Source organism: Flavobacterium psychroterrae (assembly GCF_018380615.1).
Classification (GTDB): domain Bacteria; phylum Bacteroidota; class Bacteroidia; order Flavobacteriales; family Flavobacteriaceae; genus Flavobacterium; species Flavobacterium psychroterrae.
In genome coordinates, this window is record NZ_JAGYVZ010000013.1 from 86,030 (window position 1) to 101,592 (window position 15,563).

Genomic DNA, 15,563 nt, shown 5'->3' on the forward strand with positions numbered 1-15,563 from the left:
TTTTAAAATTTGATTGTCACTCTGAGCGAAGTCGAAGCTAAACCCAATCTTGTCATTTCGAAGAATGAGAAATCACACAAGTAAATCGACAACGATTACGCAACGAAACCCGACAAGTTTTTAAAACCTGTCGGGTTTACTATGCACGTAAAGGCTTCTAACCATTAAACATTTGGAATTTGGAATTTGGAATTTGGAATTTGAAATTTGGAATTTGGAATTTAAAAAATTCAGAATTTAATCCTCTAAGATTATCGAAGGCAAATTCTCATTCAGCCATTTGTATTTATTCAGGATCATAATATGCGTTCCGCCTTTTACTACAATACAATTGTTGATATACTTAATAGGAAAAACATCGTCCTGATCGCCGTGAATATGAACAACCTTGGCATCAATCTCGTTTCTATTCCATAAAATGACAGACTCAACAGCCCATTGTAAATATTTAAGATCACGAACCGCTAAAAACTTCTCGTATAATTTAATTCGTTTATTGATTTTTTCTCCAAAAGAATATTTCGCAAGATTCTCAATATTCAAAATTAACTTCATCGGAATCAGCTTATAAGCCTTTGTAGTTTTTCCGATTTTCATTCGTCGCGGAAATTCCGCATTACTTCTCACACTCGAAATAATAATCACTTTTCTTACTTCGATATGTTTTGCGATTTCCTGAACCAGGATTCCACCAAACGAAACTCCAATTAAAACCGGATTTTCGTGTTTGATATTTTTACAGATTCGGAGTGCATAATCCGTCAAAGATTCTTTTGCTTTTGGGATTTCCCATTCTAACATACATACTTCAAAAATAGACTCATCTAATATGATTCTTTCAAAAATAGCCGGACTAGCCGCCAAACCGGGCATAAAGTATACAGGAATTTTACTCATTTGATAGAAAATGGATTAGGATTACAGCTCGTATTTTCAAGCTAAAATTACTTTTTTTAGCAATATGCATGCAAATCTTACACCATAATATTTTTTTAATAAAATAAAATTACAAAAAACCCTAAATGTTAAACATCTATTACGTCTTCAAAAATAATTTTATATTGAAAATCAAATGATTACCTTTGCAGTCATAATAATCAATATTTAACAAATCTTCCAAAGGTCTGTTATATAATATTATGAACGTTCTTTTTCTATTATTTTTTAATTCAATCCCCAAAACATGACTAATATGGAACCTATTGAAACTATGGAAATCAAAGACAATACTTTTGCAAGACAATTTGAAACCATAGTCCCTGAAGGATTACTTTCTGTTGAATATTCATTTCAGGAAAAGAAAATCTTCCTGACAAAAATCAACAAACCTGAAGGGTATGAAAATCAAGCAATAATTGATCAAGTGCTTAAAAGCATCATGGACATTATCATTGAAAAGAAATTTAAACTAATGCCTATTCATCCCAGAATCGTATTATTCATCAAAAAAAATCCTGTGTACAAAGAACTACTTCCACCGGGAATCCGAATTTAATTTTAAAATAACAAATAAGGCTCAGCCACAGCCCACCGATAACCATGTAAATAAGTAACATTGTTAATCCGGTGACTAAGTCTTTGATATAATTCATTAAGGTTACACAAATAAACCTATATGTCTCAAATTTTAAACAAAAAAAGCACAAGAATTAACTTGTGCTTTTTACTATTTATTTATTTAAGCAAAATTACTTTTCGATCTCTTTCATAGAATCCATTTTTTTATGCGCTAAGAAACCTGCAACATCTTCAAAATGTTCTTTCACACGTTTGTTTCCAAACTCAAAAACTTTAGTTGCTAATCCGTCAAGGAAATCACGATCGTGAGAAACCAGGATTAAAGTTCCGTCAAAATCACGCAATGCATCTTTAATAATATCTTTTGTCTTCATATCTAAGTGATTTGAAGGCTCATCCAGAATCAATAAATTCACTGGTTCAAGCAATAATTTAATCATTGCCAAACGCGTTTTTTCTCCTCCTGAAAGTACTTTTACTTTCTTGGTAATATCATCGCCCTGAAACATAAAAGCTCCAAGAATATTTTTAATCTGAGTTCTTACATCTCCCACCGCAATTGCATCGATAGTTTCAAAAATGGTAGCATTTTCATCTAATAATGAAGCCTGATTTTGGGCAAAATATCCAATTTGTGAATTATGTCCAATTTCTACACTTCCTTCATCGATACCTATTTCTTTCATAATCGCTTTGATCATAGTCGATTTTCCTTCACCATTTTTACCTACAAAAGCAACTTTTTCACCTCTTTCGATAACAATATTAGCATCTTTAAAAACGACATGATCTCCGTATGACTTAGAAAGTTCTTTTACCACTACAGGATATTGTCCTGAACGTGCTGCCGGCGGGAATTTCAATTTCAATGCAGAGTTATCTACTTCATCAACTTGTACAATCACCAGTTTCTCAAGCATTTTAACACGTGATTGAACTGCATCTGTTTTAGAGAATGTTCCTTTAAAACGATCAATAAAAGTTCTGTTATCAGCAATCATTTTTTGCTGTTCATCATATGCTTTTTGCTGGTGAATACGACGATCTTTTCTTAACTCTAAATAATGAGAATATTTTGCTTTATAATCGTAGATTCTTCCCATGGTAACCTCGATAGTACGATTTGTGATATTATCTACAAATGCTCTATCGTGGGAAATTACCACAACTGCTTTTGCCTGAGTTAATAAGAAATCTTCTAACCATTGAATACTTTCAATATCCATGTGGTTGGTTGGCTCATCCAGTAAAATCAAATCCGGTTTTTGAAGTAAAATCTTCGCCAGTTCAATTCGCATTCTCCATCCTCCTGAAAATTCAGATGTCTGACGTGTAAAATCTTCACGCTCAAAACCTAAACCAACTAAAATCTTTTCAACTTCAGCTTCGTAATTTACTTCTTCGATTGCATAAAATTTCTCGCTTAAGTCAGAAACTCTTTCGATTAATTTCATGTAAGCATCACTTTCATAATCTGTACGAACGGTTAATTGCTCGTTGATTTCATCAATTTCGGCTTTCATTTTAAAAATTTCACCAAAAGCTTTTGATGCTTCTTCCATTACAGTTGCACCATCCTGAGTTAATAAATGCTGAGGCAAATACGCCACAATAGCATCTTTAGGAGCAGAGATACTTCCGGTAGAAGGCTTGCTTTGACCGGCAATTATTTTTAAAAGTGTCGATTTACCCGCACCATTTTTACCCATAAGGGCAATTTTATCATTTTCATTTATAGCAAAAGAAACATCGCTAAATAGTGTAGTTCCACCAAACTGAACCGAAATATCGTTAACTGTAATCATTTAGATTTTAGATTTTTAGACCGCTTAGATTTTTAGACTTCTCAGCAAGTATTTTTTGAAAGCGCAAAGATAGATTAATTAGATAATTAGGCAATTAGAATTCTGAATTTTTAGATTATTGAATTGTCCGAAATTAGTAAAAGAGATTAAACTTCGGGCAGTAAACTCTAAAAATCTAAGAAATCTAAAAAATCCAACAATCTAAGAAGTCTGATAAAATTCCCAAATGTTTCCAGAAACAGAGGTTTATTTTGAACTTGTATTCTTACATTTGAAATACATAAAACAGGCAAGGATGAAAATTTTAATAATAGAAGATGAAGCTGGTTTACGTGAAGTAGTGCAACAATCACTTGAAAAAGAAAAATACATAGTAGAAACGGCACATGATTATATTTCAGGATTAGACAAATTAGGCGCATATGATTATGATTGTATTTTAATCGACATTATGCTGCCTAACGGAAATGGTCTTGATTTACTTCAGGAATTAAAACGACAAAAAAAGCAAAGTGCAGTTATTATAATTTCGGCAAAAGATGCTGTTGATGATAAAGTAAAAGGACTGGATCTGGGTGCCGATGATTATTTAAGCAAACCATTTCATTTATCTGAATTGCATGCCCGAATCAAATCGGCAATTAGAAGGAACAATCATAATGGAGATAATTTGATCGTTTACAAAAATGTCACGCTTTCTCCCGAGCAAAGAACTGTTGCTATAGATAATAAGGAACTAATCCTGAACCGAAAGGAATTTGATTTACTGTATTATTTTATCATCAATCCTAACCGATTAATTAATAAAACCGCTATTGCGGAATATGTTTGGGGCGATCACACAGATCAGGCTGACAATTTAGATTTTGTATATTCGCAGATTAAAAATTTACGAAAAAAACTAAAAGAAAGTGATGCCGAAATTGATATTCAGGCGGTTTACGGTATTGGTTATAAAATGAATTAATGAAATTACAAAACTACACACTTCGCTATCTCGCCATAACATTATTGCTTGTAATCCCAATTTGGGCAGGAATTTTTTATGTGCTAATTCTCGATGAAGTGTATGACAATATTGACGATGATTTAAAAAACTCTAAAATTATAATTGTTCGTCATGCTTTTGCAAACAAAGAATTATTGAATTCACCTGAATTTGGAATCAATAAATTCACGATAAAGCCACTTCCTAAAGGTCAATATTCTCATAAAGAAGAGTTTTCAACCTTAAAAGAATTCATGGAATATGATAATGACAACGAACCCATCAGAACATTAAAAACGGTATTTGATGATGACAAAGGCAACTCATATGAATTAATTATAAAAGCTTCGATCGTTGAAGAAGATGAATTATTAGAAGATTTATTTTTGGCGTTAATAGGTTTATATGTTATGCTTGTAATTAGCATATTGCTGGTAAACCGTTTACTTTTAAAAAGAATCTGGAAATCATTTCATGTTATTTTAGATAACCTAAAAGAAATTAAATTAGGAACCGGCAGCAAATTAAAACCTATAAATTCTTCGATAGATGAATTTATTATTTTAGAAAAAGAGGTCGAAAAAATGTTGACCAGAAATGAAATGTTATACGCAAGTCAGAAGCAATTTATCGAAAATGCTTCCCACGAACTACAAACTCCTCTGGCAATAAGCATTAATAAACTTGAATTATTTGCTGAGAACAATATTCTTCCTGATGAACAAATGATGGAATTAGGAAAAATAACAGATACATTAAATCGATTAACAAAACTGAACAAATCTTTATTAATGTTATCCAAAATAGAAAACCAGCAATTTTCTGAAGAAAAAAACATTAACTTTAATGAGCTCGTTTTATTATTAGTCGAAGATTATGCTGATTTGTCAGATTATAAAAAAGTAAAAATCACCGTAACACAAAATGATTCTTTGCATTTCATGATAAACAAGGGATTAGCAATAGCATTGATTAGTAATCTATTAAAGAATGCCATAATCCATAATCATCCTAATGGTTTTGTAAACTTCATCATTAACAAAAACGATATCATAATTTCGAATAGTGCAAACAATTCTCCATTAAATCCTGAAGTAATTTTCAACAGATTCTATCGCCACACTACAACTAATGAATCAACAGGTTTAGGATTATCGATTGTAAAATCTATTATAAACAATTATTCAATTACTATAGAATATCTGTTTACCAAAAACCATCAGTTTAAAATTATTTTTCCAAAAAAGTAGTCTTTTTATTATTCTTTCCTAATTGTTTCCAAATTCAGGTATTAATCTTGTATCAGAATTTAAACATACAATTATGAAAACGAAATTAAATTTGGCTACATGCCTAATTGCAGGATTAGCATTTGGATTTTCAGCAAATGCACAAAAAACAACAATTACAAAAGCTGCTTTGCCAGCAAATGCTCAGACTTTTTTAAAAACTCATTTCGCAGGACAAGAGCCATCTTACATTATTAAAGATAAAGAAACTTTCTCCACAGATTATAAAGTTCAGTTTACAAACAATACTGAGGTAGAATTTGACGGAAAAGGAAATTGGGAAGAAGTTGATGGAAATCATACTGCAATTCCTGCTGCAATAATTCCTAAAACAATTGCAACTTATTTAAAAGCAAATTTTGCTAACACAACAGTAACCAAAATCAGTAAAGACTATAATGGTTATGAAGTAGATATAAACAACGGATTAGAACTGGAATTTAACTCTAAAGGCATCTTTACAAGAATCGACAATTAAGCATTTACATTTTAAAAACACCATCATGAAAAAAATATTATTATCAGGTTTTATCGCCTTATCACTTTTATTCACTACAACATCTTGTGACAGCGATGACGACGATCGCGAAACAGTAATTACAGCTACGGATTTACCACAAACGGCAAGTACATTTATTACAACATATTTTCCTAATGCTACTTATCAGGTAATAAAAAAACAGGACAAACCAGATGCAGACGGCTCTATATATGATGTTTATTTAACAAATGATTTTGAAATTGATTTTGATGCTAATGGAAACTGGATTGACATTGATGGAAATCATCAGGCAATTCCTGTTGAGTTGATTCCTGAAAAAATCAGCATTTATATCACAACAAATTATCCAAACCAGTTTGTAACTTCAATTGACAATGAAAAAACTTTTATTGAAGTTGAACTTTCTAACAATCTTGAATTAGTTTTTGATCTTCAGGGAAATTTTATCCGAATTGATAAATAAACACGCAATTACAGAAATCATAAGCTCCGAATTTAATTTCGGGGCTTTTCTTTTTTAAGATATTTCGTTTTTTAATTTATACCAATATTCTTACCTCTTTAAAAATTTAATCTTATCTTGTATAAGAATCAAAAATCAGTAATATATGAGAACGAAATTGAACGTGATAGCCAGTCTAATTACAGGATTACTATTTGGACTTTCAGCAAATGCACAAAAAACAATAATTAAAAAAGAAGCTTTACCTGCAAATGCTCAAACTTTCTTAAAGACTCACTTTGGATCAAAAAAACCCAGTTATATAATTGAGGACAAAGAAATCCTTTCTACAGAATATAAGGTTCAATTTGATAATAAAATGGAAATAGAATTTGATAAAAAAGGAAACTGGAAAGAAGTTGATGGAAACAGCTCCAAAATACCTTCATCTATTATTCCGAAAAAAATTGCTTCTTATGTGAAAGACAACTTTCGCAAAGAAAAAATAACCAAAATAGAAATAGGAACTTCTGGTTATGAAACAAAACTTACCAACGGTTTAGAATTAAAATTCACCTTAAAAGGAGATTTTACTAAAATTGATAAATAGTACTTAATAAAAAACAACAAACCCGACAAGTTTATAAAAACCAGTCAGGTTTGTTGCTTTTTGAAATTATCATATTATCAAATTGACTAATTATCTAATTAATCTTTTCTCCATTTTTTAGTTTCCTCAAAAATGTGTTCCAGTATTGCAGCTTCCGTTGCATCGAAATCTATGTTTCGTCTGCCCATCACTAATCTTGCGGTTTCAAAAGCCTTTTTAGTAATGTAAGTTGTAAAACCTGCTGCTCCGCCCCATGAAAAACTCGGAACAAAATTGCGGGGAAAACCACTTCCGAATATATTAGCACTTACTCCTACTACAGTTCCGGTATTGAACATAGTATTGATTCCGCATTTACTATGATCACCCATCATTAAACCACAAAACTGAAGTCCGGTTTTTGCAAAACCTTCTGTTTCATAGCTCCATAATTTTACTTCTTCGTAATTGTTTTTCAAATTTGAGTTGTTACTATCTGCACCAATATTACACCATTCTCCTAAAACTGAATCTCCTAAAAATCCATCATGCCCTTTGTTTGAATTTGCAAAAAGAACAGAGTTTTTAACCTCTCCTCCTATTCTTGATCCCGGACCAACTGTTGTTGCGCCGTAAACTTTTGCGCTTATTTTTACCTGTGCGTTTTCGCATAAAGCAAAAGGACCACGAATTACGGTTCCTTCCATAATTTCGCTATTCTTACCTATATATATAGGACCGTTTGAAGCATTTAGGGTCACAAATTCTAATTTTGCTCCTTCTTCAATAAATATATTTTCGGGCGCAATTACATTTACGCTTTTTGGGATGGGCTGTGATTTTCTGTCTTCGGTTAAATAGATAAAGTCTTCACGGATTGCAGCATCATTTTTAGAGAAAATATCCCAAGTATGTTCTACAGTCAAGGCTTCCCCATTATACTGAATGATTTCGTAAGTGTCAAAATCTACTTCTTCCTGATTTTCATTTGTAAAAAAAGCAATTACATCATCGCCTTTAAAAATTGCCTGATTTTCTTTTAAGTCAGAAACCATTTCAGTAAGCGTATCATTTGGTAAATACGCCGCATTGATCATAACATTTTCTTCTAATTCTACCATTGGGAATTTCTCTGACAGATATTCTTCGGTAATAGTTGTTATTGTCGAACCTAAACGCGCTTCCCATTTCTGGCGAATCGTCATTATTCCAATTAATATATCAGCAACAGGTCTTGTAAAAGTAAAAGGGAGTAAAGCATTCCGGACGGGACCGTCAAAAAGAATGTAATTCATAAATATTAAATTTGGTACTTGTTAAAAAATTGATTTGGTTATCGGGTTCAAAGTTACAAATATTTTATTTGTCTCATTAAACGTATTGAAATCGCGTATTGAAATTTTACTACAAAGTGCACAAAGCTTTTTATCAGCCGGTTTTATAAAAACACAAAGCTTTGCGTACTTGCTTCAATAACTTCACCAGAAAACCTTTGTAAACTTTGCGAAACCTTTTTGATCTCTGTAGTTAAAAAATTGAGACTATCATTTATAGCAAAAAATAACTCCATAAAAAAAGCCTTCCGGATTGGAAGGCTTTATATAAGTAAAAACAGCTTTTATTATTTAGCGTGTTTAGCGTATTTAGTTTTGAATTTATCAATACGTCCTGCAGTATCGATAAGTTTAGATTTACCAGTATAAAAAGGGTGAGATGTTCTAGAAATCTCCATTTTTACAACTGGATACTCAACTCCGTCAACTTCAATTGTTTCTCTTGTATCTGCAGTAGATTTAGTGATAAAAATTTCGTCATTTGACATGTCTTTAAATGCAACTAATCTGTAATTTTCTGGGTGAATTCCTTTTTTCATCTTTTCTTTTATTTATTGTTTAGAGCATTTTTATTTTGAAGCTTTTCCGTGGTTAGAAAAAGGTGTAAACAAAGGATACTCTTTTTTTGTTTAAAACGTTTAATTATTTGAGTTTGCAAATTTACAATTCTTTTTTAATATTCAAATGTTTAGCCCACTTTTTTTTACTTAAATTCAAAAAGCTTTTTTTATCTCTGATTATATTGGGAATTGCTATATTTGTGGATTAATAAATCATCGTTTTATGGAAAAAAATACTTCTCCTGCTAAATCATCAATACTATATGGTGTTTTGTTTGGTGTCATCATGGTTTTAGAATTTGTTATTATGTATATAATAGGTATGAAATCGCTGGTAAATTCCAGCATTGGTACAATTGTAAACATAGGAAACTATCTTGTATTACCAATCTTGTTTATATATATAGGTTGCACTAATTATAAGAAAAATGTTAATAACGGATTTATTTCTTTCAGTGAATGTTTAAAAGTTGGAATTTCAATCACTTTTGTTGCTGCTTTTGTTTATGCTGCTTTTAGCGTGATTTTTAATTTGATTTTTCCTGAGTTCATAAACGAAATGATTGATATTTCTAAAGAGGGAATGCTTGCCAAAAACCCTGAAATGACAGCTAAGGAAATGGAGATGGGAGTTTCTATGATAAAAAAATTCATGAATCCTGCAATTGTTTTCCCTGTAACGCTTGTGATGTACTCTTTCTTCGGATTATTGTATTCGTCACTTATAGGAGCAATTATAAAGAATAACAAAACTCAAAGTTTATAAAAATTTAAATGAATTTATCTATACTTATACCGCTTCTTAATGAGGAGGAATCACTAAAGGAACTCTATTCGTGGATCATTAAAGTGATGCAATCTAATAATTACTCTTATGAAATCATTTTTGTAGATGATGGAAGTACGGATGATTCCTGGAATATAATTGAAAGTTTTTCTAATGAAAATCCGAATGTAAAAGGGATTCGTTTCATGAAAAACTTTGGAAAATCACAGGCTTTACATGCTGGTTTTGCAAAAGCAAAAGGCGATGTAATTATTACAATGGATGCCGATTTACAGGATAGTCCGGACGAAATTCCGGGATTATACGAAATGATTACGGCTGATAAATACGATTTGGTTTCCGGCTGGAAAAAGAAACGTTACGACTCTGTTGTAGCAAAAAATCTTCCGTCGAAATTGTTCAACTGGGCGGCAAGAAAAACTTCCGGTGTTGAATTGAACGATTTTAACTGTGGATTAAAAGCATATAAAAATATCGTTGTAAAAAACATAGAAGTTTCGGGCGAAATGCATCGATATATTCCGGTTTTGGCTAAAAATGCCGGTTTTGGTAAAATTGGCGAAAAAATTGTAATTCATCAGGCTCGTAAATATGGTGAAACAAAATTTGGAATGGAGCGTTTTATAAACGGTTTTCTGGATTTGATTACGATTTGGTTTTTATCAAGATTCGGCAAAAGACCAATGCACTTATTTGGTGCAATGGGTTCAATTATGTTTATTATTGGTTTTTTATCTGCGGGTTATATTGGTATTTCTAAATTATACCATATGTATAACGGAATGAAATATAGCTTAATCACCAGCAATCCCTGGTTTTTTATTGCTTTAACAACCATGATTTTAGGAACGCAATTATTTCTTGCAGGTTTTCTGGGAGAAATTATTTTGAGAACCAAAAGTAATGAAGCGCGTTATAAAGTTGCCCGAGAGGTTAATTTTTAACGTAAATCCCTAGCCCTGATGGAAGGGAAAATCCTTTTTTATCCGCCGCGGCGGATAAAAAAGATTGGAATGACAGCAGGAAATAGCTCCTGAAAATTATTATTAAACATAAAAATATACGAATGATGAATATAGCACCTAATATTTTGAATGCTGTAAACGAATGGCTGACCCCTACATTTGACAACGAAACACAAGCTGCGGTTAAGGAATTAATGACCACGTCGCCAAAGGAACTTGAGGAAAGTTTTTATAAAAATCTGGAATTTGGAACTGGCGGAATGCGCGGTGTTATGGGCGTTGGAAACAACAGAATTAACAAATATACGCTTGGAAAAAACACTCAGGGATTATCTGATTATTTACACGAAGTTTTCCCTAACAAGCCTTTAAAAGTTGTTATTGCTTATGATTGCCGTCATAACAGTAATACGCTTGCTAAAGTTGTGGCTGATGTTTTCTCAGCTAACGGAATTCAGGTTTATTTATTCTCTGATTTACGCCCAACCCCGGAATTGTCTTTTGCGCTTAAATATTTAGGCTGTCAATGCGGAATTGTTTTAACAGCTTCACACAATCCACCGGAATATAACGGTTATAAAGTATATTGGGAAGATGGCGGACAAATTGTTCCTCCTGAAGATGCAGCGATTATTAATGTAATCGAAAATCTGGATTACGATAAAATTAAATTCAATGCTAACGAAAGCCTGATTCAATATATTGATACTGAAATTGATAAAGCTTTTATAAAATCATCTATAGAAAACGCAAGTTTTAATACTCCGGCTGAAGCCAAAGATAATCTTCAGATTGTTTTTACTTCGTTACACGGAACTTCAATAAAATCTATTCCTGATACTTTATCGCAAGCGGGTTATAAAAACGTACATATTGTACCGGAACAAGCTGTTCCTGACGGAAATTTCCCAACAGTGAAATCTCCAAATCCTGAAGAACCTGAGGCTTTGACTATGGCTTTGGCTCTTGCCGATAAAACAGATTCTGACATTGTAGTAGGAACTGATCCTGATTGTGACCGTCTTGGCGTTGCGGTTAGAAACAATGATGGTAAAATGATTTTGCTTAACGGAAATCAAACCATGATTTTAATGACTTCTTTTTTATTGAAGCAATGGAAAAAAGCGGGTAAAATTAACGGTAAACAATTTGTGGGTTCTACAATTGTTTCAACTCCTATGATGATGGAATTAGCATCCAGTTATGGCGTTGAATGTAAAGTTGGTTTGACCGGTTTTAAATGGATTGCCAAAATGATTAAGGATTTCCCGGAACTCGAATTTATTGGTGGTGGCGAGGAAAGCTTTGGTTTTATGGTTGGTGATGCCGTGAGAGATAAAGATGCTGTTGCAGCTACTTTATTAATTTGCGAAGTTGCAGCTCAGGCAAAAGCAGCAGGAAGCAGTGTTTACAAAGAACTTTTACAGCTTTATGTTGAAAATGGTTTTTATAAAGAATACCTGGTTTCGTTAACTAAAAAAGGAATCGAAGGTTTACAGGAAATTACTCAGATGATGATTGATTTACGTGAAAATCCTTTGAAAGAAATCAGCGGACAAAGAGTAATTATGGTAGAGGATTATCAATCATCAATTGCTTTGAATTTATTGACGGGTGAAGAATCTACAATGGATATTCCGAAATCAAACGTATTGATTTATTATACGGAGGATGGTTCTAAAATTTGTGCAAGACCAAGCGGAACTGAACCTAAAATTAAATTCTACATTAGCGTTAATGCTGAATTAGATTCGGTTACTAATTTTGATGCTGCGGAAAGTTTCCTAGACGAAAAAATACAAAATATCATTGCAGGAATGCAATTGAAATAAAAAAATGAGTGACAAACCGGAAACAAATGATCAGCCCGAACTATTAAATTCAATCATTGGATTAATAGATCAGACGCGTCATTTTGTTGCCAAAACGGTTAATCAGGAATTGACTTTATTATATTGGAATATTGGAAAAACCATAAATGAAGAGATTCTAAAAAACGATAGAGCCGATTATGGAAAAAAAATAATTCCAGCATTAAGCGAAGCATTAACAAAAAGATACGGAGTAGGTTTTAACAAAAGAAATCTACAAAGTTTTATCAAGTTAAATACTGTAATTGAAGACTTTACAATTTTGCACACACTGTGTGCAAAATTGAGTTGGTCTCATATTAGAAATATAATTTACATTGAAGACCACATAAAACGTGAATTCTATGTTCAAATGAGCATACACGAACGTTGGAGCGTAAGAACTTTGCAGGAACGCATTGACAGTATGCTTTTTGAAAGAACTGCCATTAGTAAAAAACCTGAACAAACTATCCTTAATGATTTAGCGTCATTACAAAACGAAAAACAAATTAGTCCTGATTTAACTTTTCGGGATCCTTATTTCTTAGATTTTCTTGGATTGCATGATAGTTATTCTGAAAAAGATTTAGAAAGTTCAATCTTGGCTCAATTACAAAATTTCATTACCGAAATGGGAAGCGAATTTGCTTTTCTTGCCCGCCAAAAAAGAATAACAATCGACGATGAAGATTTTTATATTGATTTACTTTTTTACCATCGTGGCTTACGCCGATTGGTTGCTATTGACTTAAAACTTGGAAAATTTAAAGCAGGATATAAAGGTCAAATGGAATTATATCTTCGCTGGTTAGAGAAAAATGAGCAAAAAGAAGGTGAAAACAAACCAATTGGATTAATTTTGTGCAGTGAAAAATCTCCTGAACAAATCAATTATTTAATGCTTGATAACGACGAACAAATCAAAGTTTCAGCTTATTTAACCCAATTACCAGAAAAAAAATTATTGCTGGAAAAACTCGAAAGAGCCATTGCCATAGCAGAAAATAACATCCACAAATAATGAGTAATTTTAGAAAAATAGTTCCTTTTATATATCCGTATAAGAAATACGCATTATTAAATATCTTTTTTAATATTTTGTATGCGCTTTTCAGTACACTTTCCTTTATGGCATTGATTCCTATGCTTCAGGTTTTATTTGATAAAACGAAGAAGAATACTATTATGCCAACTTATGAAGGAATCACCCATATCAAAGAATATGGAGAAAACTATTTAAGTTATTATATTACCACAAATACAGATCCTCATAATCCAGGTTTTGTACTTTCGGTAATGGTTACGCTAATTATTTCGATATTTTTATTGAAAAATTTAGCCGATTATCTGGCTATGTTTTTCATCACTTTTTTACGAAATGGTGTTTTGCGAGATATGCGAAATGCATTGTATAAAAAAACCCTGGAACTGCCATTAGCTTTTTATTCTGAGAAAAGAAAAGGAGATGTCATTTCAAGGATTTCTGCCGATGTAAATGAGGTTCAGACTTCATTTTTAGCTATCTTAGAACTTATTGTAAAAGAACCTTTGACTATTGTTTTTACAATATTTGCAATGTTAATCATTAGCGCCAAACTAACTTTATTTGTATTCATTTTTATTCCAATATCAGGATATATCATTTCATTAATTGGAAAACAACTAAAGAAACAATCCAGTAAAGCACAACAGGAACAAGGTATTTTCCTATCAACTATTGAAGAAACTATTGGCGGATTGAAAGTCGTAAAAGGATATAATTCTGAAAACTATTTTAATACTGTTTTTCAAAATTCGACAGAACGTTTTTTTAAATTATCAAATAGTATAGGCAATCGCCAGAACTTAGCTTCGCCTGCAAGTGAATTTATGGGAATTACGGTTATCGCTATTTTACTGTGGTACGGCGGACAAATGGTTTTGATTGAAAAAACCCTTGACGGACCTTCTTTTATTGCTTATATGGGATTAGCTTATAATATCCTGACACCTGCAAAAGCAATTTCTAAAGCTTCTTATGGAGTAAAAAGAGGAAATGCGGCAGCAGAACGTGTTCTTGAAATATTAGAGCAGGAAAACACGATTACATCAAAAGATAATGCAATCGAAAAAACAACTTTTGATAACAATATAAGCGTTCAGAATATCAACTTTAAATATGAAGATGAAACGGTTTTAAAAGACTTTTCTCTTCAAATTAAAAAAGGTCAAACTGTTGCGCTTGTGGGACAATCCGGAAGTGGAAAAAGTACGATTGCAAATTTGCTGACTCGTTTTTATGATGTAAATGACGGAACAATTTCGATTGACGGCGTTAATATTAAAGATATGAATTTACAATCGCTTCGCAGTTTGATGGGATTAGTAACTCAGGATAGTATTTTATTTAATGATACTATAAAAGCGAATATTTCGTTAGGAAAATTAGATGCTACTGATGATGAAATTATCGAAGCGCTAAAAATCGCAAATGCTTTTGAATTTGTAAATGAATTGCCTTTAGGAATCTATACTAATATTGGTGATAGTGGAAACAAACTTTCCGGCGGTCAAAAACAACGTTTATCAATTGCGCGTGCGGTATTGAAAAATCCTCCAATTATGATTTTGGATGAAGCTACATCAGCATTAGATACTGAAAGTGAAAAATTTGTTCAGGTTGCACTTGAAAATATGATGCAAAACAGAACTTCAATTGTAATTGCGCATCGTCTTTCAACAATTCAGAAAGCAGACTTAATTGTGGTCATGCAAAAAGGAAAAATTGTAGAACAAGGTACACATGACGAACTAATTACACACAACGGAACGTACAATAAACTAGTTACAATGCAGTCTTTTGAGTCGTAAATAAAAGAAAAATATCTTTTAGCCACAGATTACACAGATTAACACAGATTCTTTTTTTAACGAAATAAATCATTTTAATCT

General features: G+C 32.1%; 15 protein-coding genes. 11 read left to right on the forward strand and 4 right to left on the reverse strand.

Annotated features, from left to right (window positions below; translation table 11 throughout):
- Positions 1-237: 237 nt before the first annotated feature.
- A complete protein-coding gene (locus KHA90_RS14680) occupies positions 238-897 on the reverse strand; it encodes an alpha/beta hydrolase family protein (RefSeq protein ID WP_213301704.1) in 660 nt (219 codons plus the stop codon).
- 313 nt (positions 898-1,210) lie between these two features.
- Between KHA90_RS14680 and KHA90_RS14685 the strand changes: the two genes are divergently transcribed.
- Positions 1,211-1,495, forward strand: a complete 285-nt coding sequence (locus KHA90_RS14685; protein WP_213302069.1) for a GNAT family N-acetyltransferase — start codon at positions 1,211-1,213, stop codon at positions 1,493-1,495.
- 193 nt (positions 1,496-1,688) lie between these two features.
- On the opposite strand, the gene KHA90_RS14690 is transcribed toward KHA90_RS14685, so the two are convergent.
- A complete protein-coding gene (locus tag KHA90_RS14690) occupies positions 1,689-3,323 on the reverse strand; it encodes an ABC-F family ATP-binding cassette domain-containing protein (protein ID WP_213301707.1) in 1,635 nt (544 codons plus the stop codon).
- A 295-nt stretch (positions 3,324-3,618) separates the two neighbouring features.
- Here KHA90_RS14690 and KHA90_RS14695 point away from each other — a divergent pair, with 295 nt between their 5' ends.
- The 5 genes from KHA90_RS14695 (at position 3,619) to KHA90_RS14715 (ending at position 7,154) form a co-directional block, all read left to right on the forward strand.
- Positions 3,619-4,290: a response regulator transcription factor gene (locus KHA90_RS14695; protein WP_213301710.1), complete on the forward strand. Its 672-nt coding sequence runs from the start codon at positions 3,619-3,621 to the stop codon at positions 4,288-4,290.
- Entirely contained in the window at positions 4,290-5,561 is a 1,272-nt protein-coding gene (locus KHA90_RS14700; RefSeq protein ID WP_213301713.1) for a sensor histidine kinase, read from the forward strand. The genes KHA90_RS14695 and KHA90_RS14700 overlap by 1 nt, the downstream gene beginning before the upstream one ends.
- A gap of 73 nt (positions 5,562-5,634) precedes the next feature.
- The gene (locus KHA90_RS14705; RefSeq protein WP_213301728.1) at positions 5,635-6,078 is read left to right on the forward strand and encodes a PepSY-like domain-containing protein; all 444 of its coding nucleotides are present in this window, start codon (positions 5,635-5,637) and stop codon (positions 6,076-6,078) included.
- Positions 6,079-6,103: 25 nt separating this feature from the next.
- Complete coding sequence (locus KHA90_RS14710; RefSeq protein ID WP_213301743.1) at positions 6,104-6,565, forward strand: PepSY-like domain-containing protein; 462 nt, start codon at positions 6,104-6,106, stop codon at positions 6,563-6,565.
- Between the two features lie 145 nt (positions 6,566-6,710).
- The gene (locus tag KHA90_RS14715) at positions 6,711-7,154 is read left to right on the forward strand and encodes a PepSY-like domain-containing protein (protein WP_213301746.1); all 444 of its coding nucleotides are present in this window, start codon (positions 6,711-6,713) and stop codon (positions 7,152-7,154) included.
- Between the two features lie 98 nt (positions 7,155-7,252).
- Here KHA90_RS14715 and KHA90_RS14720 read toward each other — a convergent pair whose 3' ends face one another.
- Positions 7,253-8,428, reverse strand: coding sequence for a GlmU family protein (locus tag KHA90_RS14720; protein ID WP_213301749.1), 1,176 nt, complete (start codon positions 8,426-8,428; stop codon positions 7,253-7,255).
- Between the two features lie 326 nt (positions 8,429-8,754).
- Complete coding sequence (locus KHA90_RS14725) at positions 8,755-9,006, reverse strand: type B 50S ribosomal protein L31 (protein ID WP_213301759.1); 252 nt, start codon at positions 9,004-9,006, stop codon at positions 8,755-8,757.
- A gap of 244 nt (positions 9,007-9,250) precedes the next feature.
- Between KHA90_RS14725 and KHA90_RS14730 the strand changes: the two genes are divergently transcribed.
- From KHA90_RS14730 to KHA90_RS14750, 5 genes are all read left to right on the forward strand, one after another.
- A complete protein-coding gene (locus tag KHA90_RS14730) occupies positions 9,251-9,793 on the forward strand; it encodes a DUF4199 domain-containing protein (protein ID WP_213301763.1) in 543 nt (180 codons plus the stop codon).
- Positions 9,794-9,801: 8 nt separating this feature from the next.
- Positions 9,802-10,758, forward strand: a complete 957-nt coding sequence (locus KHA90_RS14735) for a glycosyltransferase family 2 protein (RefSeq protein WP_213301766.1) — start codon at positions 9,802-9,804, stop codon at positions 10,756-10,758.
- Positions 10,759-10,883: 125 nt separating this feature from the next.
- Positions 10,884-12,611 carry a phospho-sugar mutase gene (locus KHA90_RS14740; RefSeq protein ID WP_213302072.1) on the forward strand — a complete coding sequence of 576 codons (1,728 nt, stop codon included), beginning with the start codon at positions 10,884-10,886 and terminating at the stop codon, positions 12,609-12,611.
- Positions 12,612-12,615: 4 nt separating this feature from the next.
- Positions 12,616-13,653 (forward strand): PDDEXK nuclease domain-containing protein, encoded by a 1,038-nt coding sequence (locus KHA90_RS14745; RefSeq protein WP_213301769.1) that lies wholly within the window; start codon positions 12,616-12,618, stop codon positions 13,651-13,653.
- Positions 13,653-15,482 carry an ABC transporter ATP-binding protein gene (locus KHA90_RS14750; RefSeq protein WP_213301772.1) on the forward strand — a complete coding sequence of 610 codons (1,830 nt, stop codon included), beginning with the start codon at positions 13,653-13,655 and terminating at the stop codon, positions 15,480-15,482. The genes KHA90_RS14745 and KHA90_RS14750 overlap by 1 nt, the downstream gene beginning before the upstream one ends.
- The last annotated feature ends 81 nt before the right edge of the window (positions 15,483-15,563 follow it).

Excerpts from the sequence above, each read along its gene's own strand:
- KHA90_RS14720 (WP_213301749.1), bottom strand. The coding sequence starts at position 8,428 with ATGAATTACATTCTTTTTGACGGTCCCGTCCGGAATGCTTTACTCCCT.
- KHA90_RS14705 (WP_213301728.1), top strand. The coding sequence starts at position 5,635 with ATGAAAACGAAATTAAATTTGGCTACATGCCTAATTGCAGGATTAGCA.
- KHA90_RS14695 (WP_213301710.1), top strand. The coding sequence starts at position 3,619 with ATGAAAATTTTAATAATAGAAGATGAAGCTGGTTTACGTGAAGTAGTG.
- KHA90_RS14680 (WP_213301704.1), bottom strand. The coding sequence starts at position 897 with ATGAGTAAAATTCCTGTATACTTTATGCCCGGTTTGGCGGCTAGTCCG.
- KHA90_RS14735 (WP_213301766.1), top strand. The coding sequence starts at position 9,802 with ATGAATTTATCTATACTTATACCGCTTCTTAATGAGGAGGAATCACTA.
- KHA90_RS14710 (WP_213301743.1), top strand. The coding sequence starts at position 6,104 with ATGAAAAAAATATTATTATCAGGTTTTATCGCCTTATCACTTTTATTC.
- KHA90_RS14740 (WP_213302072.1), top strand. The coding sequence starts at position 10,884 with ATGAATATAGCACCTAATATTTTGAATGCTGTAAACGAATGGCTGACC.
- KHA90_RS14715 (WP_213301746.1), top strand. The coding sequence starts at position 6,711 with ATGAGAACGAAATTGAACGTGATAGCCAGTCTAATTACAGGATTACTA.
- KHA90_RS14700 (WP_213301713.1), top strand. The coding sequence starts at position 4,290 with ATGAAATTACAAAACTACACACTTCGCTATCTCGCCATAACATTATTG.
- KHA90_RS14750 (WP_213301772.1), top strand. The coding sequence starts at position 13,653 with ATGAGTAATTTTAGAAAAATAGTTCCTTTTATATATCCGTATAAGAAA.
- KHA90_RS14745 (WP_213301769.1), top strand. The coding sequence starts at position 12,616 with ATGAGTGACAAACCGGAAACAAATGATCAGCCCGAACTATTAAATTCA.
- KHA90_RS14685 (WP_213302069.1), top strand. The coding sequence starts at position 1,211 with ATGGAAATCAAAGACAATACTTTTGCAAGACAATTTGAAACCATAGTC.
- KHA90_RS14690 (WP_213301707.1), bottom strand. The coding sequence starts at position 3,323 with ATGATTACAGTTAACGATATTTCGGTTCAGTTTGGTGGAACTACACTA.
- KHA90_RS14730 (WP_213301763.1), top strand. The coding sequence starts at position 9,251 with ATGGAAAAAAATACTTCTCCTGCTAAATCATCAATACTATATGGTGTT.
- KHA90_RS14725 (WP_213301759.1), bottom strand. The coding sequence starts at position 9,006 with ATGAAAAAAGGAATTCACCCAGAAAATTACAGATTAGTTGCATTTAAA.